This window comes from Kribbella koreensis (assembly GCF_039525325.1).
Taxonomy (GTDB): domain Bacteria; phylum Actinomycetota; class Actinomycetes; order Propionibacteriales; family Kribbellaceae; genus Kribbella; species Kribbella koreensis.
This window is the reverse complement of record NZ_BAAAHK010000017.1, coordinates 532,619-555,332: the sequence shown is the minus strand read 5'-3', so window position 1 is coordinate 555,332 and position 22,714 is coordinate 532,619. Positions and strand designations below refer to the sequence as shown.

Annotated in this window: 18 protein-coding genes; 13 read left to right on the top strand and 5 right to left on the bottom strand. The window is 69.7% G+C overall.

All coding sequences use genetic code 11. The features are described from left to right. Positions 1-2 precede the first annotated feature (2 nt). The 4 genes from ABD116_RS32060 to ABD116_RS32045 all read left to right on the top strand — a co-directional run bounded on the left by ABD116_RS32060 (position 3) and on the right by ABD116_RS32045 (position 7,805). Complete coding sequence (locus tag ABD116_RS32060) at positions 3-770, top strand: hypothetical protein (protein WP_343978909.1); 768 nt, start codon at positions 3-5, stop codon at positions 768-770. A 112-nt stretch (positions 771-882) separates the two neighbouring features. Then, positions 883-1,302 carry a VOC family protein gene (locus ABD116_RS32055; protein ID WP_343978906.1) on the top strand — a complete coding sequence of 140 codons (420 nt, stop codon included), beginning with the start codon at positions 883-885 and terminating at the stop codon, positions 1,300-1,302. Between the two features lie 341 nt (positions 1,303-1,643). Beyond that, the gene (locus ABD116_RS32050; RefSeq protein WP_343978903.1) at positions 1,644-3,773 is read left to right on the top strand and encodes a DEAD/DEAH box helicase; all 2,130 of its coding nucleotides are present in this window, start codon (positions 1,644-1,646) and stop codon (positions 3,771-3,773) included. Positions 3,774-3,875: 102 nt separating this feature from the next. After that, positions 3,876-7,805, top strand: a complete 3,930-nt coding sequence (locus ABD116_RS32045; protein ID WP_343978900.1) for a bifunctional nitrate reductase/sulfite reductase flavoprotein subunit alpha — start codon at positions 3,876-3,878, stop codon at positions 7,803-7,805. Positions 7,806-7,817: 12 nt separating this feature from the next. Here ABD116_RS32045 and ABD116_RS32040 read toward each other — a convergent pair whose 3' ends face one another. After that, the gene (locus ABD116_RS32040; RefSeq protein ID WP_343978898.1) at positions 7,818-8,912 is read right to left on the bottom strand and encodes a DUF3048 domain-containing protein; all 1,095 of its coding nucleotides are present in this window, start codon (positions 8,910-8,912) and stop codon (positions 7,818-7,820) included. Between the two features lie 147 nt (positions 8,913-9,059). Here ABD116_RS32040 and ABD116_RS32035 point away from each other — a divergent pair, with 147 nt between their 5' ends. After that, on the top strand, positions 9,060-9,416 hold the full coding sequence (locus ABD116_RS32035) for a YciI family protein (RefSeq protein WP_343978895.1): 357 nt from the start codon (positions 9,060-9,062) through the stop codon (positions 9,414-9,416). A 237-nt stretch (positions 9,417-9,653) separates the two neighbouring features. On the opposite strand, the gene ABD116_RS32030 is transcribed toward ABD116_RS32035, so the two are convergent. The 3 genes from ABD116_RS32030 to ABD116_RS32020 are packed head-to-tail and all read right to left on the bottom strand — an operon-like array spanning position 9,654 to position 12,165. Then, positions 9,654-10,127: a hydrogenase maturation protease gene (locus ABD116_RS32030; protein ID WP_343978892.1), complete on the bottom strand. Its 474-nt coding sequence runs from the start codon at positions 10,125-10,127 to the stop codon at positions 9,654-9,656. Beyond that, positions 10,124-11,419 (bottom strand): Ni/Fe hydrogenase subunit alpha, encoded by a 1,296-nt coding sequence (locus tag ABD116_RS32025; protein WP_343978889.1) that lies wholly within the window; start codon positions 11,417-11,419, stop codon positions 10,124-10,126. The genes ABD116_RS32030 and ABD116_RS32025 overlap by 4 nt, the downstream gene beginning before the upstream one ends. Continuing rightward, the gene (locus ABD116_RS32020; RefSeq protein ID WP_343978886.1) at positions 11,416-12,165 is read right to left on the bottom strand and encodes an NADH-quinone oxidoreductase subunit B family protein; all 750 of its coding nucleotides are present in this window, start codon (positions 12,163-12,165) and stop codon (positions 11,416-11,418) included. The genes ABD116_RS32025 and ABD116_RS32020 overlap by 4 nt, the downstream gene beginning before the upstream one ends. Before the next feature lie 111 nt (positions 12,166-12,276). Here ABD116_RS32020 and ABD116_RS32015 point away from each other — a divergent pair, with 111 nt between their 5' ends. The 3 genes from ABD116_RS32015 to ABD116_RS32005 are packed head-to-tail and all read left to right on the top strand — an operon-like array spanning position 12,277 to position 14,630. After that, positions 12,277-13,377, top strand: a complete 1,101-nt coding sequence (locus ABD116_RS32015) for a 4Fe-4S dicluster domain-containing protein (RefSeq protein ID WP_343978883.1) — start codon at positions 12,277-12,279, stop codon at positions 13,375-13,377. Continuing rightward, complete coding sequence (locus ABD116_RS32010; protein WP_343978880.1) at positions 13,370-13,816, top strand: Crp/Fnr family transcriptional regulator; 447 nt, start codon at positions 13,370-13,372, stop codon at positions 13,814-13,816. The genes ABD116_RS32015 and ABD116_RS32010 overlap by 8 nt, the downstream gene beginning before the upstream one ends. Beyond that, positions 13,800-14,630 carry an FAD/NAD(P)-binding protein gene (locus ABD116_RS32005; protein ID WP_343978877.1) on the top strand — a complete coding sequence of 277 codons (831 nt, stop codon included), beginning with the start codon at positions 13,800-13,802 and terminating at the stop codon, positions 14,628-14,630. Before ABD116_RS32010 ends, ABD116_RS32005 begins: the two co-directional genes overlap by 17 nt. A gap of 145 nt (positions 14,631-14,775) precedes the next feature. Here ABD116_RS32005 and ABD116_RS32000 read toward each other — a convergent pair whose 3' ends face one another. Continuing rightward, positions 14,776-15,675 carry a universal stress protein gene (locus tag ABD116_RS32000; protein WP_343978874.1) on the bottom strand — a complete coding sequence of 300 codons (900 nt, stop codon included), beginning with the start codon at positions 15,673-15,675 and terminating at the stop codon, positions 14,776-14,778. Positions 15,676-15,863: 188 nt separating this feature from the next. Here ABD116_RS32000 and ABD116_RS31995 point away from each other — a divergent pair, with 188 nt between their 5' ends. From ABD116_RS31995 to ABD116_RS31975, 5 genes are all read left to right on the top strand, one after another. Then, a complete protein-coding gene (locus ABD116_RS31995) occupies positions 15,864-16,427 on the top strand; it encodes a GNAT family N-acetyltransferase (RefSeq protein WP_343978871.1) in 564 nt (187 codons plus the stop codon). Further along, positions 16,424-18,154 carry an L-aspartate oxidase gene (locus ABD116_RS31990; RefSeq protein WP_343978868.1) on the top strand — a complete coding sequence of 577 codons (1,731 nt, stop codon included), beginning with the start codon at positions 16,424-16,426 and terminating at the stop codon, positions 18,152-18,154. The genes ABD116_RS31995 and ABD116_RS31990 overlap by 4 nt, the downstream gene beginning before the upstream one ends. Positions 18,155-18,176: 22 nt before the next feature. Further along, a complete protein-coding gene (locus tag ABD116_RS31985) occupies positions 18,177-19,127 on the top strand; it encodes an alpha/beta hydrolase (RefSeq protein ID WP_343978865.1) in 951 nt (316 codons plus the stop codon). Between the two features lie 140 nt (positions 19,128-19,267). Then, complete coding sequence (locus tag ABD116_RS31980) at positions 19,268-19,894, top strand: sigma factor (RefSeq protein WP_343978862.1); 627 nt, start codon at positions 19,268-19,270, stop codon at positions 19,892-19,894. 57 nt (positions 19,895-19,951) lie between these two features. Further along, positions 19,952-22,711, top strand: a complete 2,760-nt coding sequence (locus ABD116_RS31975) for an AAA family ATPase (RefSeq protein WP_343978859.1) — start codon at positions 19,952-19,954, stop codon at positions 22,709-22,711. Positions 22,712-22,714 lie beyond the last annotated feature (3 nt).

The window sequence follows — 22,714 nt, the reverse complement described above, 5'->3', positions numbered from 1 at the left end:
TGATGCCTGTCAAGAAGCTCGTACTACGGACAGCGGCCGGCCTCGTCGGCACCCTCCTCGCCTTCGCCGCAACCGCGACCGCGACCGCCGCCACGGCATCACCCACCACCGGCCCCGACCTCGCGGCGGCCGCCACCGCCGCCCACTCGGCCGAAGCGACCAAGCTCCTGGGCAAAGCCGCCCAACGCCCCGGCTCGGCCGCCGCCAAGTCCACCGCGAAGCTGGCCATCCAGCAGGACGTCATCCCGGTCTACGCGTTGAGCGCCGACTTCGTCCGCACCGGTGCCGGTGACGTCGGCACGCTCTGGTACGTCGCGACGCCGGCCACCAAGGGCACCGACAAGCTCACTGTCTTCACCGCCCCCGACCAGGGTGGCGCCTGGCACCCGGTGAACGTTGCCACCGGCAACACCGAGGCGACGATGGCCGCTGCCGCCCGAGGCGCCAAGCTGCTCACCGAGCCGCAGCTCGGCGCCTGGTACGCCGTCACCGGCAGCACCCTGCGAGCGCTCAACCCGGAGGCCACCAACGCGATCGGTAGCGCGCCGATCGCGCTGTCGGCGTACCGGCAGCAGGTCAGCGACCGGTACCAGGACAAGCAGGCCGGCAGCACCTACGCCAAGAACGGCACCGCCGGCGGGTACGACGTGGCAGCGTCGACAACCCAGGAGGACACCCCCGGCGCCTGGCTGATCCTCGCCGCCGGCACCGCGGTTGCGCTCGCCCTCGGCGCGGTCACCCTGATCACCCGCCGCCGACGCACCGCCTAGTAGCCCAACTCGCTTGTGTCCGGGACTCCCTGACCCCGGACACAAGCGAGTTGCTCGCCATGGTTAGTGCCACTAACCTGAGGTTAATACAACTAACCTCAGGAGCATCACGATGACCGCCTTCCGGTTCCACCACCTCAGCATCTCGGTTGCCGACCTGAGCAAGCAGGAGGCGTGGTACCGGGATGCCCTCGGGCTGACGACAGTGGAGGAACGGCTGGAGCTGCCGGAGGCGGGGGTGCGGACGGCAGTACTGAGTGATGGGGCCGGGCTGCGGGTCGAGTTCACCGAGCGGTCGGGGTCCGAGCCCGTCGTCCACGCCGACCCGTTCGCCGCGACGGCGAGCCAGACCTTCACCCATCTCGCTCTCCAGGTGGCCGACCTCGACGCGGCCTTCGAGCGGCTGATCGCAGAGCACGGCGCCGAGGTCGTCTCCTCGCCCGCGGCCGGCGTCACGGCCGGGATGCGGTACGCCTACGTGCACGATCCCGAGGGCAATCTGCTCGAATTGATCGAGACTTCTGCCTCCTGAAATATCCAGGCGACCTGTCTGCCGCTAAGCTGGTGGTCAGCACCGAACGTCGGCGACGCTTCTAGCTCCGCCGATCACCTCGTGACAGCTGCGTTCGCTGACTGGGACCGACCATCGACGGCCGGTACCACTCGGTGGCCAGCTCCGCCGGAATCCGACAGCTCGACCGCTCAGACACAGGGCGATCGGGTGGGGAAGGTCAAAGCAGCGGTGCACCCGGGCCGCCTCGGCGATCAGCCGGCCCGGACCGCTGACCGCGACGTCGGATCCGTCCTGCGAGGGTGTGCGGTGCGACGTACCGCCACGGCGAACACGCCGGGGCAGTTCAGAGGAGGAATCGTTTGGCCCGACGAGGCCAGCGCCAGCCCGGCGCTCGGCGTACTGCTGCTGCCCCCCGCCGACGGCGTCCTGCCCGCGATGCCGAGGGCCTGATCCCGGTGCTCGCCCGCGCCGTCCGTGAGATCGAGGCGGCCGTCGAGCGATCGAATGTCCAGCCGTCCGTCCGGACGAAGTTCCAGGTCGTGGCGCTGCTGGTGCGCGAGGAGCGGGCCCGGGTGAACGGCGACGCGAAGGCGACCGAGGCCTACCGCGCGACCCAGTTGCGCCGCCTCGACGGTCTCGCGACCATCCTCGCCAAGAGCGCCGCGCTCGAGCCGTCGCTGCTCGCGCTGCTGGCCGAGGACGCGGTCATCTCCGAGGCCGCCGCCACGCTCAAGCGCGAGATGATGCTCGCGGCCGGCGAAGAGCCGCCGGAGCCGGTCGAGCCGACGGTCATCGAGCCGCAGACAGCCGCCGCTCCCCCGCCACGTCAGGTGGTGCCGCAGTCGGTCGTCTCCCGCCAGCTCGCCAACCCCTTCCTCGCGCCCGACTTCAGCGCGGCCGCCGCCATCCCGAAGCCTCAGACGCGACGTCTGTCCGGCTGGGAGCTGATCAACCCACTGCTCAAGTCGTTCGAGTACGCCGCCGCGTCCGCGAGCAAGGCGTTGCCCGAGCCGACTTCATTACACCTCCCGGGTGGCCAGGAATTGATGCCTCACCAGGCACAACTCGTGGCCGCCGCGGCAGGGGGTCATCGCACCTTCCTGCTCGCCGATGAGCCCGGTCTGGGCAAGACGGCCCAGGCGCTGCTCGCTGCTCAGGCGGCGAATGCTTACCCGTTGCTGGTCGTAGTACCGAGCGTCGTGAAGACGAACTGGGCCCGCGAGGCGGGGATCTGGACGCCGAAGCGGGTCGCGACCGTGATCCAGGGCGACGGCGACACGATCGACGGATTCGCCGACATCGTGATCGTCAACTACGAGGTGCTGGACCGGCACGTCGGCTGGCTCGGCGACCTCGGCATGCGCGGCATGGTGGTCGACGAGGCGCACTTCATCAAGAACAAGAAGTCCCAGCGCTCCCGCAACGTGCTGCAGCTGGCCGAGCGGATCCGGTCCCGGACCGTCCGCCCGCTGCTGATGGCACTCACCGGCACGCCGCTGATCAACGACATCGACGACTTCCGGGCCATCTGGCAGTACCTGGGCTGGATCGACGACAAGGCGCCGACGGCCGAGCTGATGGCCAAGCTCGACGACACCGACCTGACGCCGGCCGACCCCGGCTTCTACGCGGCGGCCCGGTCCTGCGTGATCGACATGGGCATCGTCCGCCGCCGCAAGGTCGACGTCGCTGCCGACATCCCGGCCCGCCGGATCGCCGACCTGCCGGTCGAGCTCGACGGTGCTGCCGGCCGCTCGATCCGGGCCGCCGAGCGCGAGCTCGCCGAGCGCCTGGTCGCGCGGTACGAGACCGCTCTGCAGACCCGGACGTCCGGCGTCACGGTCGAGGGCATCGACCACGACCTGGTCCGCGCGGTGGCCGGCTGGGAGCGGACCGAGCAGGCGAAGGCCAAGAACGGCGACAACATCTTCAGCCTGGTCCGCCGGATCGGCGAGGCGAAGGCCGGACTGGCCGCCGACTACGCGGCGCAGCTGGCCCACAACGTCGGCAAGGTGGTCTTCTTCGCCCGGCACATCGAGGTGATGGACACCGCCGAGGCGCTGTTCGCCGAGCGCGGCATCCGGTACGCCTCGATCCGCGGCGACCAGACCCCGAAGAAGCGCCAGGCCAACATCGACGCCTTCGTGAACGACCCCGAGGTCGAGATCGCGGTCTGCTCGCTGCTGACCGCGGGCGTCGGCCTGAACCTCCAGGTCTCGTCCAACGTCGTCCTCGCCGAGCTCTCCTGGACCAACGCGGAGCAGACCCAAGCGATCGACCGGGTCCACCGGATCGGTCAGGAGGAGCCCGTCACGGCCTGGCGGATCATCGCCGCCCAGACCATCGACACCCGGATCGCCGACCTGATCGACGCCAAGGCCGGCCTCGCCGCCCGAGCCCTCGACGGCTCCGACGAAGAGGTCACCTCCTCGGCCGACCTCCAGCTCGAGGCCCTGGTCACCCTCCTGACGAACGCCCTGGAGTCCTGACGAACCACCTCTCCGGTCCGCCGGAGGGGTGGGAGGTGTTCGTAACGCCGGAGGTCTGTTGACGTCACGGGTGTGTAACCGCGTCGTCATAGGTTCGGCCGGGTGGGCGAACAGGTGCGTACCGTGTGCACGTACTGCGGCGTCGGCTGCGGCGTGCTGCTGGACATCGCGCCGAGCGCCGACGGCGGCAGGCCTGTGGTCAAGGCGTCAGGTGACAAGGCTCACCCGGCGAATGCGGGGCGGTTGTGTACGAAGGGTGCGACCAGCGGGGAGCTGTTCTCGGCTCCCGGGCGGCTGGACAAGGCGCTGGTCCGGTCGGAGCGTGGCGCGGAGCCGGTTGCGCGACCCGTTGACGAGGTGATCGCCGAGACCGGGCAGCGGTTGCGGGCGATCATCGACGAGCACGGGCCGGATGCGGTCGCGCTGTATGTCTCAGGGCAGATGACGCTCGAGGCGCAGTACCTGGCGAACAAGCTCGCCAAGGGGTTCATCCGGACCAACCAGGTCGAGTCGAACTCGCGGCTCTGCATGGCCAGCGCGGGCACCGGCTACAAGCTGTCGCTCGGCTCGGACGGTCCTCCCGGGTCATACGAGGACTTCGATCACGCCGACGTGTTCTTCGTGATCGGCGCGAACATGGCCGACTGCCACCCGATCCTGTACCTGCGGATGATGGACCGCGTCCGGGCCGGAGCCAAGCTGATCGTGGTCGATCCGCGGCGCACGACGACCGCCGACAAGGCTGACCTGTTCCTGCAGATCAAACCCGGTACGGACCTCGCCCTGCTCAACGGCCTGCTGCATCTGCTGGTCGAGGGCGGGTACGTCGACGAGCAGTTCATCTCCGAGTCCACCGAGGGCTGGGAGGACATGCCGGCGTTCCTCGCCGACTACCCGCCTGCGGTCGTCGCCGGGATCACCGGTCTGCCGGAGGAGTCGCTGCGGCAGGCGGCCGAGTGGATCGGCGCCTCGGGCAACTGGATGAGCTGCTGGACGATGGGCCTCAACCAGAGCACGCACGGCACCTGGAACACCAACGCGCTCATCAACCTGCACCTCGCCACCGGCGCGATCTGCCGCCCTGGCAGCGGACCGTTCTCTCTCACCGGGCAGCCCAACGCGATGGGCGGGCGCGAGATGGGCTACATGGGACCAGGACTTCCCGGGCAGCGGTCGGTGCTGGTACCGGAGGACCGCGCGTTCATCGAGGATCTATGGCAGCTACCGCCGGACACACTGCGGACCGAGGTCGGGCGCGGCACGGTGGACATGTTCGAGCAGCTCGCCGAGGGCAAGATCAAGGCCTGCTGGATCATCTGCACGAACCCGGTCGCGTCGGTCTCCAACCGCAAGACGGTACTGGCCGGGCTGGAGGCGGCCGAGCTCGTCATCACCCAGGACGTCTTCACCGACACCGAGACGAACGCGTACGCCGATGTGGTGCTGCCCGCGACGATGTGGGCGGAGTCCGAAGGCATCATGATCAACTCCGAGCGGAACCTCACGCTCGTACCGGCCGCCGTGCCGCCGCCGGGCGAGGCTCTCCCGGACTGGGAGCTGATCGCGCGGATCGCTTGTGCGATGGGGTACTCGGACGCCTTCACCTATGCCGATGCGGAGGAGGTGTTCGAGGAGATCCGGCAGTGCTGGAACCCGCAGACCGGGTACGACCTGCGCGGTGTCACCTACTCGCGGCTCCGAACCGATCCAGTGCAGTGGCCGGCGGCTCCGGACGGACCTTCACGCAACCCGATCCGCTACGTCGCTGGTGCCCGGCTTCGGTTTGCTACCGCCAGCGGGCGGGCGATCTTCTATCCGCGGCCGCATGTGCCGGCAGCGGAGATGCCGGATGACGACTATCCGTTCCTCCTGAACACCGGCCGGGTCCAGCATCAGTGGCACACGCTCACCAAGACCGGAACCGTTGCCAAGCTCAACAAACTCGCACCGGGGCCCTTCGTCGAGATCCATCCGGCGGACGCCGCCCGGTTGATGGTTGCCGAGGGCGACGAATTGGAGATCGCGTCCCGGCGCGGGCGGGCGGTGATGCCGGCGGCGATCACGGACCGGGTCCGGGAAGGCGATCTCTTCGCTCCGTTTCACTGGAACGATCTGTACGGGGAGTATCTGGCGATCAACGCGGTCACCAACGATGCGGTCGACCCGCTGTCGTTCCAGCCCGAGTTCAAGGTCTGCGCAGTCACGGTGACCGTGGTGAGCAAGCAGCCGGAACCCTCCGACGTCTTCGGGCTGCCGGCCACGCGACCCGAGCTGACCGACGACGAGAAGCGTTATCTGGCAGGGTTTCTGCAAGGTGTCGGAGCGCGGCCACTCGACGGGGCGATCCCGGTGTTGCCCGCCGGCGCACCGTTCGCCGCCGATCGCGCGCTGTGGGTCAACGGCGTACTCGCTGGGATGTTCTCACGTCTCCCCGCCTCTCCCGCCCCTGTCCCGACCGGTCGGCCGTTGTACGTCCTGTGGGCCTCGCAGACCGGTACCGCAGAAGAGTTCGCCGTCGACACCACCACCCCGAGACTCGTCGCCGCCGGGCTAGCGCCCACAGCGCATTGCATGGCTGACCTCTCTCTCGACGCGCTCCCCCGCGAGGCCGACCTCGTCCTCATCACGAGCACCTTCGGCGACGGCGACGCGCCGGACAACGGCACCACGTTCTGGGACTCGTTGGAGAGCGCTCCCCCGGGCGCGCTCGCCGGCATCCGGTACGCCGTACTCGCGTTCGGCGACTCCAGCTACGACAACTTCTGCGGCCATGGTCGACGCCTCGACACGCGTCTCGCTGAGCTGGGCGCAGTACAGCTCTTGCCGAGAGTCGATTGCGAGGGCGACGACTCCGGCAGCGCCTGGCTCGAACAGCTCGTCGACGAGCTGAAGCCGGCCCCGGTCGCGGCGACCGCGTCGCGTCGCAAGCCCGCCCAACTCGCTCGCCTCGTGGGGAACCGGCTGCTCAGTCGGCCGGGCGCCGGCAAGGAGGTCCGCCAGTTCACCTTCGACACGACGGGGACCGGGCTGACGTACCAGGTCGGCGATTCGCTCAGCGTGATGCCGCGCAACTGCCTCGACCTGGTCAAGGAATGGCTGACGACCACCGGGATCGACCCCGCGACGGAGGTGGAGCTCAGCGGTACCGCAGTACCGGTTGCCACGGCGCTGCGCGATCATCTCGACATCACCCGGATCACGCCGGACCTGCTGCGTTTCGTCGCCGAGCAGACCGGCGACGTCGAGCTCAAGACGCTGCTCCGGGCGGACAACAAGGGCGAGCTCGCCAAGTGGCTGTGGGGCCGGCAGGCGGCCGATCTCGTTGCCTCGTACAACCTCACGGTCACCGCGCAGGGATTGGCCGACCTGTTGCCGAAGCTCAAGCCCCGGCAGTACTCCATCTCCTCGAGCCCGTTGACCAGCCCGGATCGGATCAGCCTGACCGTGTCCGTCATCCGGTACGCCGGTCCGCTGGGCGTCGGTCGCAAGGGCGTGTGCTCCACCTATCTCGCCGACGCTCCGCTCGATCATCCCGTCGCGGTGACCGTCCAGCCGGCACCGCATTTCCAGCCGCCGGCGGATCCCGGCGTACCGATGGTGATGATCGGGCCCGGTACCGGCGTCGCGCCGTTCCTCGGGTTCCTGGACGAGCGGCGGGCTCGGGGCGACCGTGCGCCCAACTGGCTGTTCTTCGGCGAGCAGCATGAGGCGACCGACTTCTACTACCTGGACGAGTTGACCGCGTTGCAGCGCGACGGCGTACTGACGTCGATCGATGTCGCGTTCTCGCGGGACCAGCGCAACAAGATCTACGTCCAGGACCGGATGCGCGAACACGGCGCCAAGCTCTGGTCGTGGCTGCAGGACGGTGCCCACGTCTATGTCTGCGGCGACGCGACCCGGATGGCCAAGGACGTCGACCAGAGCCTCCGCGACATCATCACCCACCACGGCCACCTCACCCCCGACGAGGCCGACACCTACGTGAAAACCCTGGCCACCAGCAAGCGGTACGTCCGCGACATCTACTGACCAGGTGCGATCTCAGCGGGTCCGGACAGGCATGGTCGTGAGGGCACATTCGATCCACGTCGAGCCCGGCGTCAGCAGCAGCGGCTTCCCGTCGGTGGTGGTGAACTGGAACGGCTCGTTCACGGCACCCTTGCGCCAACGTCCGGCCACCACCTTGTCGCCGGTGAAGACCTTCAGCGTCCCGGCGGAGTCGAAGACATCGAGAATCGTCATCGTGGGCTTGGCCCTCGCGAACCCGGTGTCCCGCTCGGCGGTCAGTACTACGACGTTGTCCGCCGCCACCTGGCCGCCGTTCTCGATCAGATGCGGCGACCAGCTCTCCGCCCGGACCCACCGGCCCGACGCTCGGTTGTAGGTCCAGGTGGCGGTCGCGGACCCGCCGTACCCGACCGTCACCGAGGACACCTGCTTGCCGCTGCGCTGCGCGGTCGACCGGTCCGGGGCGGCCGCGTAGCTGAAGTACGGCGCGGGCGCCGTCTTGCGGTCGCTCAGTTGCAGCAACTTCGCGGGACGGGCGAACACGTGGTTGGGCGCACGTCTCGTGTCGTCGAGCCGATAGGTGCCGGCCGGCACTCGCAGGGTGCCCAGGTCGTCCAGGTCCGCGGCGCGATCGACGTAGTCGAGGACCCAGCGGTCGGCCATCGTGTCCGCGATGATGCCGTGAGTCGGGCCGATCAGCGCCGCGTCCATCGGCCGCAGTGACCGCACCGGCCCGGCCTGAGCCGGCAGCCTGGAATGGAAGATCGCGGCGAGCCGGGTGGTGCCGCCGGTGATCGGTTCGACGAAGACCAGATCGGCGTCGCCCAGTCCACGCTGCGGGTGCGCATCGGGCGTGTTGGAGATCTTCACCGTGACCGCCGGCCGGTTCAGCGCCTCCGCGGTCAGGACGCCGGTGAGTGGCGCACGGCCGGCCATACCGACCGGACCGTCCCCGGCCGGTGCTGACGGTGTCGGTGCCGGGGACGAGGACGGTGATCCTGACTCGTCGTCACCCCACCAGGTGGAGGCGCCGATCGCAGCGACCAGCGCAACCACCAGTACGGCGGCAGCGACCAGGCGCCCTCGACGGCTCAGGAGCCGATCCATGCTGCGGCGAATACGGTTCATGCTCCGAGGATCCTGGCCCGCGCTCTGGCAGGGCACGGCCCAAAGCCACTTCGAGGTCGCCCAACGGACCAGGAAGGACCAGACTTTCGGCCCTGCTGACCAGCGCCTGTCCACCGGTTGGTGTCCCGTCGGCGGTACCGTCAATCCATGCAGTTCGACCGCTACACCGTCATCCTGTTGACGCTGCGCGCCGACGCACCTGTGATGACGGACGAGGAAGCCGCCGACCTCCAGAACCGGCACCTGGCCCACGGCGCCGGCCTCCGCGACCGTGGCCTGGTGCTCGCTCGCGGTCCGCTGACCGATCAGGACGACGAGCGCTACCGCGGCTTCTCCATCTGGTCCGTCGACCAGGAGACCGCCCGCCGGCACGCCGAAGCCGATCCCGCCGTCCAGGCCGGCCGCCTCGCCGTCGAGGTGATGACCTGGATGATGCCCGCCGGCAACCTCCACTTCAGCGACGTACCGTCGCCTAGGTCGGTCGCCGAGGCCACCGCCGACTGATCGCCGTGCAATGCTCGTGAAACGTGTAGTGGGCACGATGGGCCGAACAGAGTCCAGCACGCGGGGAGCACCGGTCGATGAGCATCGAAGAGAACAAGGCCCTGGTCCGTCGTTTCATGGAAGAGGGCCTGGCCGGCAACCCCGACGTGTTCGACGAGATCTGCTGCGCATGCAACCCGACCAGCGGTGGAGCGAGCTGCATGCGATCGCGGAGGGAGACCTCGTGGTCCAGCGCTCCTACTTGCGCAGGATCTGCACCACCGCCTCGGTGAGTGTGGGGAGTGCGGCGGCGACCGGGGCGGACAACTCGGTGCCGAGTGAGGTGTCGGCTGCTTCGACCGCGTAGACGATCAGGCGGTGGGGCAGTCGGTCCAGCGCTCTTGCGAGGCGTAAGGCGTCGGGGATGCCGAGGCTGTGGGAGCCTGCGGAGTGCGAGTGGGTGCCGAGTGCCTTGGTGCCATCGGGTTGCTGGAGGCAGACCTCGGTCTGGTGGATCTCGCCAGGTGACGACGGTTCGCACAGTACGGCGTCGACGACCACCGCGAGCGATGCGCCGGCCCAATCCTCGATCAGCCTGACCGGTTCGCCGTCGGACCTGATCAGCGACACACCGGGCAGCCAGCGGTCCTCGAGCGCAGCGATCAGGGCTGGCCCGATACCGTCATCGCGGCGGTACTCGTTTCCGACACCGATCACCACCGCCCTCGTCACTGCCGCTCCATCGTCAGTTCCAGGAAGTGTGTCGAGCAGGAGATGCAGGGGTCGTAGTTGCGGATCGCCCGCTCGCACAAGCCGGTCAGCGGCTCGTCCGCGAGGTCGAGGTTGGCCGCGACCAGCCGCCGGAGGTCGTCCTCGATCGCGGCCTGGTTCTGCGAGGTCGGCGGGACGATCGTCGCCGACCGCACCAGGCCGTCGGCACCGATGCCGTACCGGTGATAGAGCAACCCCCGCGGCGCTTCGCTGACACCGTGCCCGACGCCGTCCCTCGCCGGTACGACCTCGTGTGGCGGTTCCGGCGGCTCGTACTCGTCGATCAGCCGCAGCGCCTCCTCGACCGCGTAGACGGTCTCGACAGCGCGGACGACGATGCTCCGGAAGGGATTCCGGCACTCGTCGCCGAGGCCCGCCTCGGCAGCCAGCTCGCGGGCCAACGGCGACAGGTGTTCGTGGTTCAAGGTGTAGCGGGCCAGTGGTCCGGTGAGGTACGGACGCCCGTCGAGCCGGGCGTGCAGCGCGGTCGAGTGCTTGACCTGCTCCTCAACCACATGGTTGCCGAAGGCATCGACGCTGAACGCGGGGCCCGCGCTGCGGCGCAGCGTCGTACCACCCTCGATCGCGTACCGGGCCGGGTGGTGGACGGCCAGGAACTCGTGGTCCAGCTCGAGCTGCGGGAAGTCGAATCCGGCCACCCAGCGCACGGTGGCGATCGCCGCGTCGAGAGCAGGTCGGAGCTGGGCGGCGAGCCGGTCGAGCTGATCGCGGCCCGGGGCCGAGTAGAAGCCGCCGACGCGGACGTTGACCGGATGGATCGCCCGGCCGCCGACCAGTTCCAGGATGGCGTTGCCCGCCTTCTTCAACGCCAGCCCGCGCTCGACGAGGTCGCGGTGGGCGGTCGCCAGGGCGACCGCGTCCGGATACCCGAGGAAGTCCGGCGCGTGCAGCAGGTAGATGTGCAGCGTGTGGCTGGAGATCCATTCACCGCAGTACAGCAAGCGGCGCAGGTCGCCGATCGGGCCGCCGATACGTACTCCGCAGGCGTCCTCGATCGCCGTGCAAGCGCTGGTCTGATACGCGACCGGGCAGATGCCGCAGATCCGCGCCGTGATGTCGGGTGGCTCGGTGTAGCGCCGCCCGCGCAGCAGCGCCTCGAAGAACCGCGGCGGCTCGTAGATCCGCAGCTCCGCCCGCTCGACCTCCCCGTCGCGCACCTTGATGTGGAGCGCTCCCTCCCCCTCCACGCGGGCCAGCGAACTGACCTGCAACTGCCGAGCCCGGTGACTCATGACGACCAGCCGCCGCTCGCCGCGTTGAACGTGAGGAACACCCGGTCGACATCGGCTTCGGTCATCCCGGTCTCCCGCAGACGCGGGACCAGGGCCGCCACGTTCGGCTTGGTCATCGGCCCGAAACACCCGAAGCAGCCGCGCCGGTACGCCGGGCACAGCGCCCCGCAGCCGGCATGGGTGACCGGCCCGAGGCACGGCGTACCGTCCGCGACCATGACGCAGGTCAGGCCTCGCCGCTTGCACTCGGTGCAGACCGACGTGTCCGGCAGATCCGGCTTGCGCCCGGCCAGGAAGGCGGTCAGTACCTCCAGCAACTGCCGGCGATCGATCGGGCAGCCGCGGAGTTCGAAGTCGACCCGCACATGGTCCGCGACCGGCGTCGAGGTCGCCAGCGTCTCGATGTAGTCCGGCCGCGCGTAGACGACCGAGGCGAACTCGGCGACGTCCCCGAAGTTCCGCAACGCCTGGATCCCGCCGGCGGTGGCACAGGCCCCGATCGCGACCAGCACCTTCGACTCGGCACGGATCCGGCGGATCCGCTCCGCGTCGGCCGCGGTGGTGATCGAGCCCTCGACCAGCGCCACGTCGTACGGTCCGGGGAGCACGGTGCTCGACGCCTCCAGGAAGTGGGCGATCCGCACCTGTCCGGCCAGCGTGAGCAGCTCGTCCTCGCAGTCCAGCACGGTGAGCTGGCAACCGTCACACGAGGCGAGCTTGAAGATCGCGAGCGTCGGAGTGTCCATCATGAGCGAGGACACCAGCCCGGAGCGGGGTGCCGCCAGGGACCGGGGTCCACTGCCGCCAGGACCTTCGGCCCTGGGGCCGCCCGGGCGGACGTTGGCATCATCGCGCTCATGAGCCAGGCGATCATCGACGGCCTCGACGAATTGGTCGGCCTACTGATCAGTGACGGATACCAGGTCATCGGACCGACGGTGTCCGGCAGCGCCATCGTGCTCGCCGAGCTGACCGGCGCCGCCCAGCTGCCGGCCGGCTGGGGCGTCGAGACCGGTCCGGGCCACTACCGGTTGCGGCGGCGCGACGACGACGCCATGTTCGGTCATTCAGCCGGGCCCCAGTCCTGGAAGACGTTCCTGCACCCCGCGCGCCGCAAGCTGTGGTCGGCCACCGCGGACGGCTCGTACGAGGCTGCTGACGAGGAGCGTCCGCGCTATGCGTTCCTCGGAGTACGCGGGTGCGACCTGGCGGCCATCACGAAGCTTCGCGACGTCCTCACCGGCGGCAGCCACCCGGACGGGAACTTCGCGGCCCGGCACCAATCGTTGTTCGTCGTCGCGGTGAACTGCACCGAACCCGGCGAGGTCTGCTTCTGTGCCTCGATGGGCACCGGACCGGCGGCCGGGCCGGGAGCGGATCTGACACTGACCGAGCTGACTCCCACCGACGGCCACCGGTTCCTGGCCGATGCCGGCACCGAAGCCGGTCGCAGCATGCTCGGGCGGCTCGGTCATCGTGACGCCACCGAGGACGAGGCCGGCGGCGCCTACGCGGCGGTCGAGGCCGCGGCGGATCGGATGGGCCGTGCGATGCCGGAGGTGGACCTGCGCGCCCTGCTGGCCGGCAGCCGCGAGTCCCAGCACTGGGAGGATGTCGCGGATCGCTGCCTGACGTGCGGCAACTGCACCATGGTCTGTCCTACCTGTTTCTGCACGACCACCGAGGATGTCACCGATCTCACCGGTGATCATGCCGAACGCTGGCAGCGCTGGTCATCATGTTTCGAGCTCGACTTCTCGTCCGTCCATGGCGGCAGCGTCCGCAGCTCGGGCGAGAGCCGCTACCGGCACTGGCTCACTCACAAGCTGGGCACCTGGCACGACCAGTTCGGCGCCTCCGGCTGCGTCGGCTGTGGTCGCTGCATCGCTTGGTGCCCGGTCGGAATCGACCTCACCGAAGAGGTGGGCAGGCTCGCTGGTGAAGCCGCCCATGGCTGATCCGGAGGTGTTCGGCGAGCTGGACGCCAGCGAACTGGAGGCATTGCTCAGCATCGCCGACGACGTCTCGTACGAGGACGGCGACAGACTTTTCGATGAGGGTGGGGAGGCCGGGCACTGCTGGCTGATCCGGCATGGCCGGGTCGCACTCGACACGGCAGTGCCCGGCCGCGGCCTGGTGGTCATCCAGACTCTGGGTCCTGGCGATCTCCTCGGCTGGTCGTGGCTTGTACCGCCGTACCGCTGGCACTTCGGCGCATTGGCGGTCGGCACTGTCGAGGCCACCTCGTTCGACGCGGAACGAATGAGAGCGCTGGCCGAACAGGATCCCCGGCTCGGCTATGCGCTCACCAAGCAGCTGCTGGCGATCGCGCTCGACCGGCTACAGTCCACCCGGGCACGGCTACTGGATCTTTACGGCAATGGCGCTCGTGACTGAACCGATGCTGCCGGTCCGGTACCGGGTGATCGACCGGACCATCGAGACCCGCGACTCGGCCACTGTCCGGCTGGAGCCGATGGAGCAGCCCCTGCCGCGGTTCGCGCCGGGCCAGTTCGCCATGCTCTACGCCTTCGGCATCGGGGAGGTACCGATCTCTGTCAGCGGTATCGGTGAAGACGGCACTTTGGTCCACACCATCCGATCCGTCGGTGCGGTCAGCCGGGCCTTGTTCGATGCCCGGCCGGGAACCGTACTCGGAGTCCGCGGTCCGTTCGGTACGACCTGGACGCTCGCCGGCGCCGAGGGGGACGACCTCGTCCTGGTGGCCGGTGGCATCGGCCTGGCCCCACTGCGTCCGCTGCTGCTGGCCGCGCTGGCCCGGCGGTCGGCGTACCGAAAGGTCGTGCTGGTGGCCGGCGCGCGTACACCGCAAGAGTTCCTGTACCGCTCCGAGCTGGATCGTTGGACGGCACGCGAGGACCTTGAAGTCGAGCTCACCGTGGACAGCCCGTCCAGCGGTTGGCACGGCGCCGTCGGGTTCGTCACCGAGCCGCTGTCCCGGCTCCGGCTGACCGCGGACCGGACGGTCGCCTACCTCTGCGGCCCGGAGCCGATGATGCGGTTCAGCGCTCGCATCCTGCTCCACGCGCAGATTCCGGCCGAGCGGATCCACGTCTCACTCGAACGCTCGATGAAATGCGGCATCGCCTTGTGCGGACACTGTCAGCTCGGCCCGCTGCTCGTCTGCCGCGACGGCCCGGTCGTCGACTACGCCATCGCCGAACCCCTACTGGCGATCCCCGAACTGTGAGCTCTCCGCACCCGGGCACCTAGCAGGCCGACGGTTCGCTGCGGCTGCTAGGTCCGGTGAGGGGACCGATCACCTCCCGCCCGCGGCGCTGAACCGGACGGACAGGTCCACGATGATGTCGTGGACCTGTCCGTCCGGCGGTGGGTCAGCTCTCCGGCCTGCTGTCGTGGACGACCGCGACCGGGACCGTTGCGTGGTGCAGAACGCCGCGTGCCACCGAGCCGAGCATCAGCCCGGGCAGCCGGTGACGGCGGCCGCCGATCACGATCAACTGGGCGCCGGCCGACTCCGCGGTCTCGAGCAGCGCCGCCGCGGCGTGCGCCTGCACGAGTCTGCGTACCACCTTCAGGTCGGGGTACTTGTGCTGCCACTGCTCCGCGACCGTGTCCAACCGCTCGCGCGCGAGCCGCTTCCAGTCCTCCCGCACCGCTCCGGCCGTCGCGGCGTTCCAGCTGTACGGGGTGGGAACGTCCCACGCGAGCACCATCCACAGCGGCGCGGCATCGCGAACCGCCATCTCGCAGGCGAACTCCAGCGCCACGCCGTCGTCCTCGTAGCCGTCCAGACCCACGATGACCGGGGCATGGACGTGCTGCACGCGCTTCCAGCCCTCCGGTACGACGACAATCGGTCCGTCACCGTGGTTGGCGACGTACTCCGAGGTCGAACCGATCAGCAGCCGGGCGAATCCGCCGACCCCTCGACGGCCCACCACGGTCAGTCCAGCGTCCGTGCTGAGCTCGGCCAGCCGCTTGTCCGGCGCACCGACCACGACGTCTGCGGCCAGGTCCAGTGACCGGTCGGCGGCCACGAGGTACTCCTCGACCTCGTCGGCCAGCCGGTTGTCGGCCTCGGGGATCACGGCCGGAATGATGACCTGCCCCTCGATCCTGACCGGCGCCGCATAGGCGTGCCGCGTCCGCTCGTCCGCCACGTGTACCGCCCGAAGCGGCACACGACGCCGCACAGCCTCGTGAACCGCCCAGTCCAGTGCTCCGGAGCGACGCCAGGCAGCGTCGACTCCGACGATGATTTTGTCTGTCACGTCGATCAGCTCCTACCTGTTCTCCACTTCCAGCACAACGCGGCCTCCGGCCCGGCGGAAGGGACCAAAGTCCCGGGATCACCCGGTCGACGTCAGCCCTTGCGGGATGTCGTGTCACAGCGCGGCGGCGTACCCGGTCATAGCCGGTGCCGACCGTGATCTGCCGGTCCTCAGCCGCGGAGCGTGAGATGAACCCGACCCTCGAGACCGAACGACTACTGCTCAGGCCTTGGCGTGACACCGACGCTGACGATGCGCTGGGCATCTACGGCGACGAGGAGGTGACTCGTTGGCTCACCCCCGCGATGGCCTGGGTTCCGGATGTTCAGACGATGCGGGACGTCCTGCGCCGCTGGCAGACCGAGGACGTCGTACCGGCCAGTCACTGGGCCGTCGAAAGGCGCGACACCGGGCAGATCGTCGGCGGCGCGGCCCTCGTCCACCTGGCGCCGTGGAAGGACCTCGAGATCGCGTGGCACCTCGGCCGCCGGAGCTGGGGACACGGCTACGCCACCGAGGCCGGCAACGCGCTGACCCGGTGGGCGATGCACCGCGGCGGTGTCGACGAGGTCTTCGCGCTGATCGGACCGGACAACACCCGCGCCGCGGCGACGGCCCAGCGGATCGGGATGGAGTGGCTCGGCGAGACCGACGACTACCACCACCGGCGACTCGAGCTGTACCGCGTACGGCACCAAGACCTCACGTACTGCGACTACGACACCGAAGTAACCGAACAGGAGAATCGATGAGCACCGACGAACAGCAGATCGCCACCTCCGTCCTGGTGATCGGCACCGGCGGCGGCGGACTGCGGGCGGCGATCGAGCTGGCCGAACAAGGTGTCGAAGTACTTGCCCTGGGCAAGCGTCCACGGTCCGACGCGCACACCTCGCTCGCGGCCGGTGGGATCAACGCGGCGCTGGCCACGATGGACCCGGACGACACCTGGCAACAGCACGCTGCCGACACCCTGCAGGAGAGCTACCTGCTGGCGAACCCGGTCACGGTCCGGATCGTCGCCGAGAACGCGGCCCGCGGGATCGCCGATCTGGAGAGCTACGGCATGCCGTTCGCCCGCGAGGCCGACGGGCGGATCTCGCAGCGGTTCTTCGGCGCGCACACGTACCGGCGGACCGCGTTCGCCGGCGACTACACCGGCCTGGAGATCCAGCGGACGCTGATCAACCGGGCCGTCCAGCTCGGCGTACCGATCCTCGACACCGTGTACGTGACCCGCATCCTGGTCCGCGACAACACCGTCTTCGGGGCTTACGGATTCGACCTGACGACCGGTCGCCGCTATGTCATCCACGCCGACGCGGTGATTCTGGCGGCCGGCGGTCATACCCGGATCTGGCGCCGTACGTCGTCGCGCCGCGACGAGAACACCGGCGACTCGTTCCGCCTCGCCCTGCTGGCCGGCGGCCGGATCCGTGACCCCGAGCTGGTCCAGTTCCACCCGTCCGGGCTGATCGAGCCCGAGAACGCGGCCGGCACGCTCGTCTCCGAGGCCGCCCGCGGCGAGGGCGGGCAGCTGCGGAACGCGCTCGGTGAACGGTTCATGACGCGCTACGACCCCGAGCGGATGGAGCTGTCGACGCGGGACCGGGTCGCGCTGGCGGCGTACACGGAGATCAAGGAAGGTCGCGGTACGCCGAACGGCGGCGTCTGGCTCGACGTGTCGCATCTCCCCCGCGAGACGATCATGCGCCGGCTCCCCCGCGTCTACCAGACACTGCTCGAACTCCAGATGCTCGACGTCACCAAGCAGCCGATCGAGATCGCCCCGACCGCGCACTACTCGATGGGCGGCGTGTGGGTCCGGCCCGAGGACCACGGCACCGGCGTCGACGGCCTCTATGCGATCGGCGAAGCGGCCAGCGGCTTGCACGGCGCGAACCGGCTCGGCGGCAACTCCCTGATCGAGTTACTGGTGTTCGGCCGGATCGTCGGCGAGGAGGCAGCGAAGTACTCGATCGGCCGGCAGTCCCAGCAACGCTCCGCGGAGGCCGTCGCCGAGGCACGGGCAGAAGTCGATGCGCTGCTGGCAGACACCGGCCAGGAGAACGTCCGCGCCCTCCAACGAGCGCTGCGCGACACCATGACGTCGCGAGCGGGCGTAGTACGAGACGAGGCCGGCCTCCAGGCGGGACTGGCCGAGCTGACCGAGATCGAGGAGCGGATGACCCACCTGGGCGTCCACCCCGACATCGCCGGCTTCCAGGACCTCGCCCACGCCTTCGACCTCAAAGCCTCCGCCCTCGCCGCCCGGGCAACCCTCGACGCGGCCCTGGTGCGCCGCGAAACCCGCGGCTGCCACAACCGCTCGGACTACCCCGGCCTCGACGAGTCCCTCCGGGTCAACCTCGTCTGGTCCGGCCCCGGCAAGGTCGAGCCCGAAGACATCCCCCCGATCCCCGACGAGTTCAGCGCGCTCATGCGCCACGTCTCCAGCGACGGCAAGTTGGTCGAGTGACACCGAAAGGACGGAAACCACCATGAAGAAGCACTTTCTCGAGGCCGCGGCGCAGGAGTTCGCGGATGCGACGGCGAAGCCGCCGTTCCTGTACGAGCTCGGGCCGGACGGCGCGCGCAAGGTTCTCGACGATGTCCAGGCGGCGCCGATCGCCAAGCTCGACGTCGCCGAGAAGTGGATCACCGTCCCGGCGGAGGCCGGCGACGTAAAGGTCCGGATCGTGAAGCCGGTCGATGCGGCCGGGATGCTGCCGACCGTGCTGTACATGCACGGCGGCGGCTGGGTGCTGGGCAACGCGGGCACGCATGACCGGCTCGTGCGGGAGCTGGCGGTCGGGGCGCGGGCGGCGGTCGTGTTCGTGGAGTACGACCGGTCGCCGGAGGCGCAGTACCCGGTTGCCATCGAGCAGGGCTACGCGACGGCGCAGTGGATCACCAAGAACGGTTCGGACGAGGGCCTCGACGCAACCCGGCTGGCGGTGGCCGGTGATTCGGTCGGTGGCAACATGACGGCCGCCTTGACGTTGCTCGCCAAGGATCGTGGGGACGTCACGTTCGTCCACCAATCGATGTACTACCCGGTGACCGATGCCGGTCAGGACACCGACAGTTACCGCGAGTTCGCCGACGGACCGTTCCTGACCGCGAAGGGGATGGCGTGGTTCTGGGACTGCTACCTACCCGACGTCACCAAGCGCACCGAGATCACCGCCTCGCCGCTGCGGGCCGGCCTCGACCAGCTCGCCGGCCTGCCCGAGGCATTCGTGATCGTCGACGAGAACGACGTACTCCGGGACGAGGGCGAAGCCTACGCGCGCCGGCTGACCGAGGCCGGCGTACGCACCACCTCGCTGCGCTACAACGGCATCCTCCACGACTTCATGATGGTCAACCCGCTCCGTGACACGGCCGCCACCACAGGTGCGGTCGAGCAGGCGATCCACGTACTCCGCAAGGCGCTCGGCACCGACTGAGCCGTCCCGACCACGTAGTCCGGGCGGTACGTGGTGGACCGCAACCACGCGTTCACCACGTGCTTCCCGGGACGCGGTCCACGCGGTCGGCATCGCACTGTGAAAGCAGGAGCAGCCGAAGCGACCGGGAGGCCGGGACCATGAACCTCGACAGGGCGGAACAGAGCTGGGACGACGAGGCCGTCGCGATCTTCGTCCGGGTCCGGCCCCGGCTGCTGGCGATCGCGCACCGCTATCTCCCCGGTACGAACGAGGCCGAGGACATCGTCCAGGAGACCTGGCTCCGCTGGCAGCACACGGACCGTACGGCGGTCCTCGACCCGCAGGCGCTGCTGGCGACGATGACCACCCGGCTCGCCATCAACGTCACCCAGTCCGCCCGGCGCCGCCGTGAGTCCCCGAGGCCCTCCCTCGCCTCCGAGCAGGCCGACCCCGGCAATGACCCCGCGACGAGCGCCGAACATCGCGACGCGCTCGGGCAAGCCGTGCTGATCATCCTGGAGTGCCTGACCCCACGGGAGCGCGCAGCCTTCGTCCTGCGGGAGGCGTTCGACTACCCCTACCCGGAGCTCTCGGAGTTCCTCCACCTCGGTGCGGCCAACACCAGGCAACTGGTCTGCCGGTCCCGTCAGCGGATCGGCGCGGGCCGGCGTACGACCGTGAGCACCGCCGCCCAGGAGCGCTTCCTGCAGGGGTTTCTCAACGCGGCCCGGGCCGGCGACCTCGACGACCTCGAAGAGTTGCTGGCCGCCGATCTCGCTGCTTGAGCCATTTCGTTGCCGCGGGCGCGGACCATGATTAGGCTCTTGGGTTGGACGGTGGCGATGAGGATCCGGGACCAGAGCCTTCAGCTGGAAGGCCGGCGGCGTGAGTGTGAGGCTCTCGATCGGCTGGTAGCCGATCTGGGGGCCGGGCACAGCTCTGCCCTGGTACTCCGCGGCGAAGCCGGCATCGGCAAGACCGCCCTGCTGGACTACCTCGAGGCGAACGCGCCATCCTGCCGGGTAGCGCGAGCAGCGGGCGTCGAGTCCGAGATGGAGCTTGCCTTCGGAGGCCTGCATCAACTCTGTACGCGGCTGCCGGACCGACTGTCCGATCCCCGGCACGAGGCCCTGAGCACGGCGTTCGGTCTGTCCACCGGGACACCACCGGATCGGTTCCAGGTCGGGCTGGCGATGCTGAACCTGCTGGCCGACGTCGCCGAGGACGCGCCGCTGATCTGCCTGATCGACGACGCCCAATGGCTCGACCGGATGTCCGCGCAGACCCTCGCCTTCGTCGCCCGCCGCCTGCTCGCCGAGCGGGTCGCCCTCGTCTTCGCGATCCGCGAGCACGGTGACGCGAACGAGCTGACCGGTCTGCCCGAACTCCTCGTGACCGGACTCGGCTATGACGATGCCCGCGCGCTACTGGACACCACTGTCACAAGGGTCCTGGACGAACGCGTCAGGGACCGGTTCGTCGCCGAGACGCGCGGCAACCCGCTGGCCTTGATCGAGCTCCCCCGCAGCCTGCCGGCCGGCCGGCTGACATCCGGTTTCGGCCGGACCGGACCTGACGGACTGGCCGGCAAGCTCGAGCAGGGCTTCCTGCTGCGCTTCGACGCGCTGCCCGCCGACGCCGGCCTGCTGCTGTTGATCGCCGCCGCCGAGCCGGTCGGCGATCCTGCCCTCCTGTGGCGTGCCGCCGAGCGGCTCGGGATCGGCGCCGAGGCTGCCGCCGATGCCCAGACGGCCGGCTTGATCGACATCGGCTCCCGGGTCCGGTTCCGGCATCCCCTCATCCGTTCGGCCGTGTACCGGGCGGGCTCGGCGGCGGATCTGCGCGCCGTGCACAGCGCCCTCGCCGGTGCCACCGACGCGAGTCTCGATCCGGATCGCCGGGCCTGGCATCGGGCCTACGCGACCGTGGGCCTCGACGAGGAGGTGGCCGCCGAACTGGAGAGCGCGGCGGCTCGGGCCCAGGCCCGTGGCGGCGTCGGGACCGCGGCGGCCTTCCTCCAGCGAGCCACGGAGCTGACACCCGATCCGGGACGCCGGGCCGAGCGGGCACTGGCTGCCGCCGGCGCCAAGTTCGAGGCCGGTGAGCCGGACGCGGCGTACGACCTCCTCTCCGCCGCGGAGATCGGCCCGGTCGACGACCTCCACCGCGCACGCCTCGCCCGGCTGCGGGCCCAGATCAGCTTCGCCCACCGACGCGGCAGGGAGGCCGGTGCATTGCTGCTCGACGCGGCGAACCGGCTCGATGCCCTCCACGATCCGATGGCGCGTGAGGCGTACCTCGAAGCGCTCGGCGCCGCGGTCTTCGCGGGCCGGCTCGGGAGCCACCGCAACGTCCAGAAGGCTGCCGAGGCCGCTCGGGCGGCTCACCCCACGCCCCGGCCGGCCGGGGCCATGGATCTGCTCCTGGACGGGGTCGCGTCCCGGTTCACGGACGGCTACACGGTCGCCGTACCTTCGCTGAGGAGGGCACTCCAGGCGTTCCGACAGGCCGCCGAGCGCGGCGAGGACAAGGTCGTGCAGTGGCTGTGGCGAGGTTGCCCGGTCGCTCCGGAACTCTGGGACGACGAGGCCTGGCACGAGCTGACCGACCGCGGCGTCGAACTGGCCCGCGGCCAAGGCGCGCTCGGCGTGCTTCCCGGCGCGCTGACCTATCGCGCCGTCGTCCATCTGCATGCGGGCGAGTTCGGCGCCGCGGCCATGCTGCTCACCGAATCGGACGCCCTCGCTTCGGCGACCGGCACCACGCCGTTGCGGGACGGCCGCCTGATGCTCGCCGCGTGGCGCGGCGAGGAACGCGCGGCCGCCAGGCTGATCGATGCCGCCGTGCAGGACGCGGTGGCGCGGGGTGAGGGCCGCGCTCTCGGGCTCGCCCGGCACGCGGCCGCCGTGCTCTACAACGGCCTCGGTCGCTACGAGGCGGCCCTCGATGCGGCCCGCAAAGCCTGTGAGCAGGAGGACCTGGGCTTCTTCGCCTGGTCGCTCGCCGAAGCCGTCGAGGCCGCCGCACGGAGCGACACCGGCGCGTCGGACGCCCTGAGTCAGCTCGAGGAACGTGCCCGCGCGGCCGGTACGGACTGGGGCCTGGGCATCTGGGCACGCTCTGCCGCACTTGTTGCCGAGGGCAATGATGCCGACGCCCTGCACCGCGAGGCGATCGAGCGTCTCGGACGCACCAGAATGGTCGTCCACCTCGCCCGGGCGCAGCTGCTGTACGGCGAATGGCTGCGGCGCGAGAACCGGCGACACGATGCACGGATCCAGCTTCGGCTCGCGCACGACAGCCTGAGCCGGATGGGTGCCAGGGCCTTCGCCGATCGGGCCCGCCAGGAACTGGCTGCCACCGGCGAGACGACCAGGCGACAGGTTGCCCACACCGGCGAGTTGCTCACCGCGAAGGAAGCGCAGATCGCCCGGCTCGCCGCGGACGGTCTCACCAATCACGAGATCGGCGGCCGGCTGTTCCTCAGCCCGCACACCGTGGACTGGCATCTCCGCAAGGTGTTCAGCAAGCTCGCCGTCACCTCACGCAAGCAGCTCGACCCGGCCTTGATCGACGCCATCAGTCCGGTGACCGCCGGATGAGCC

Excerpts from the sequence above, each read along its gene's own strand:
- ABD116_RS32035 (WP_343978895.1), top strand. The coding sequence starts at position 9,060 with ATGCAGTTCGACCGCTACACCGTCATCCTGTTGACGCTGCGCGCCGAC.
- ABD116_RS32010 (WP_343978880.1), top strand. The coding sequence starts at position 13,370 with ATGGCTGATCCGGAGGTGTTCGGCGAGCTGGACGCCAGCGAACTGGAG.
- ABD116_RS31980 (WP_343978862.1), top strand. The coding sequence starts at position 19,268 with ATGAACCTCGACAGGGCGGAACAGAGCTGGGACGACGAGGCCGTCGCG.
- ABD116_RS32055 (WP_343978906.1), top strand. The coding sequence starts at position 883 with ATGACCGCCTTCCGGTTCCACCACCTCAGCATCTCGGTTGCCGACCTG.
- ABD116_RS31995 (WP_343978871.1), top strand. The coding sequence starts at position 15,864 with ATGAACCCGACCCTCGAGACCGAACGACTACTGCTCAGGCCTTGGCGT.
- ABD116_RS32005 (WP_343978877.1), top strand. The coding sequence starts at position 13,800 with ATGGCGCTCGTGACTGAACCGATGCTGCCGGTCCGGTACCGGGTGATC.
- ABD116_RS32020 (WP_343978886.1), bottom strand. The coding sequence starts at position 12,165 with ATGGACACTCCGACGCTCGCGATCTTCAAGCTCGCCTCGTGTGACGGT.
- ABD116_RS32025 (WP_343978889.1), bottom strand. The coding sequence starts at position 11,419 with ATGAGTCACCGGGCTCGGCAGTTGCAGGTCAGTTCGCTGGCCCGCGTG.
- ABD116_RS31985 (WP_343978865.1), top strand. The coding sequence starts at position 18,177 with ATGAAGAAGCACTTTCTCGAGGCCGCGGCGCAGGAGTTCGCGGATGCG.
- ABD116_RS32040 (WP_343978898.1), bottom strand. The coding sequence starts at position 8,912 with ATGAACCGTATTCGCCGCAGCATGGATCGGCTCCTGAGCCGTCGAGGG.
- ABD116_RS32060 (WP_343978909.1), top strand. The coding sequence starts at position 3 with ATGCCTGTCAAGAAGCTCGTACTACGGACAGCGGCCGGCCTCGTCGGC.
- ABD116_RS31990 (WP_343978868.1), top strand. The coding sequence starts at position 16,424 with ATGAGCACCGACGAACAGCAGATCGCCACCTCCGTCCTGGTGATCGGC.
- ABD116_RS32015 (WP_343978883.1), top strand. The coding sequence starts at position 12,277 with ATGAGCCAGGCGATCATCGACGGCCTCGACGAATTGGTCGGCCTACTG.
- ABD116_RS31975 (WP_343978859.1), top strand. The coding sequence starts at position 19,952 with ATGAGGATCCGGGACCAGAGCCTTCAGCTGGAAGGCCGGCGGCGTGAG.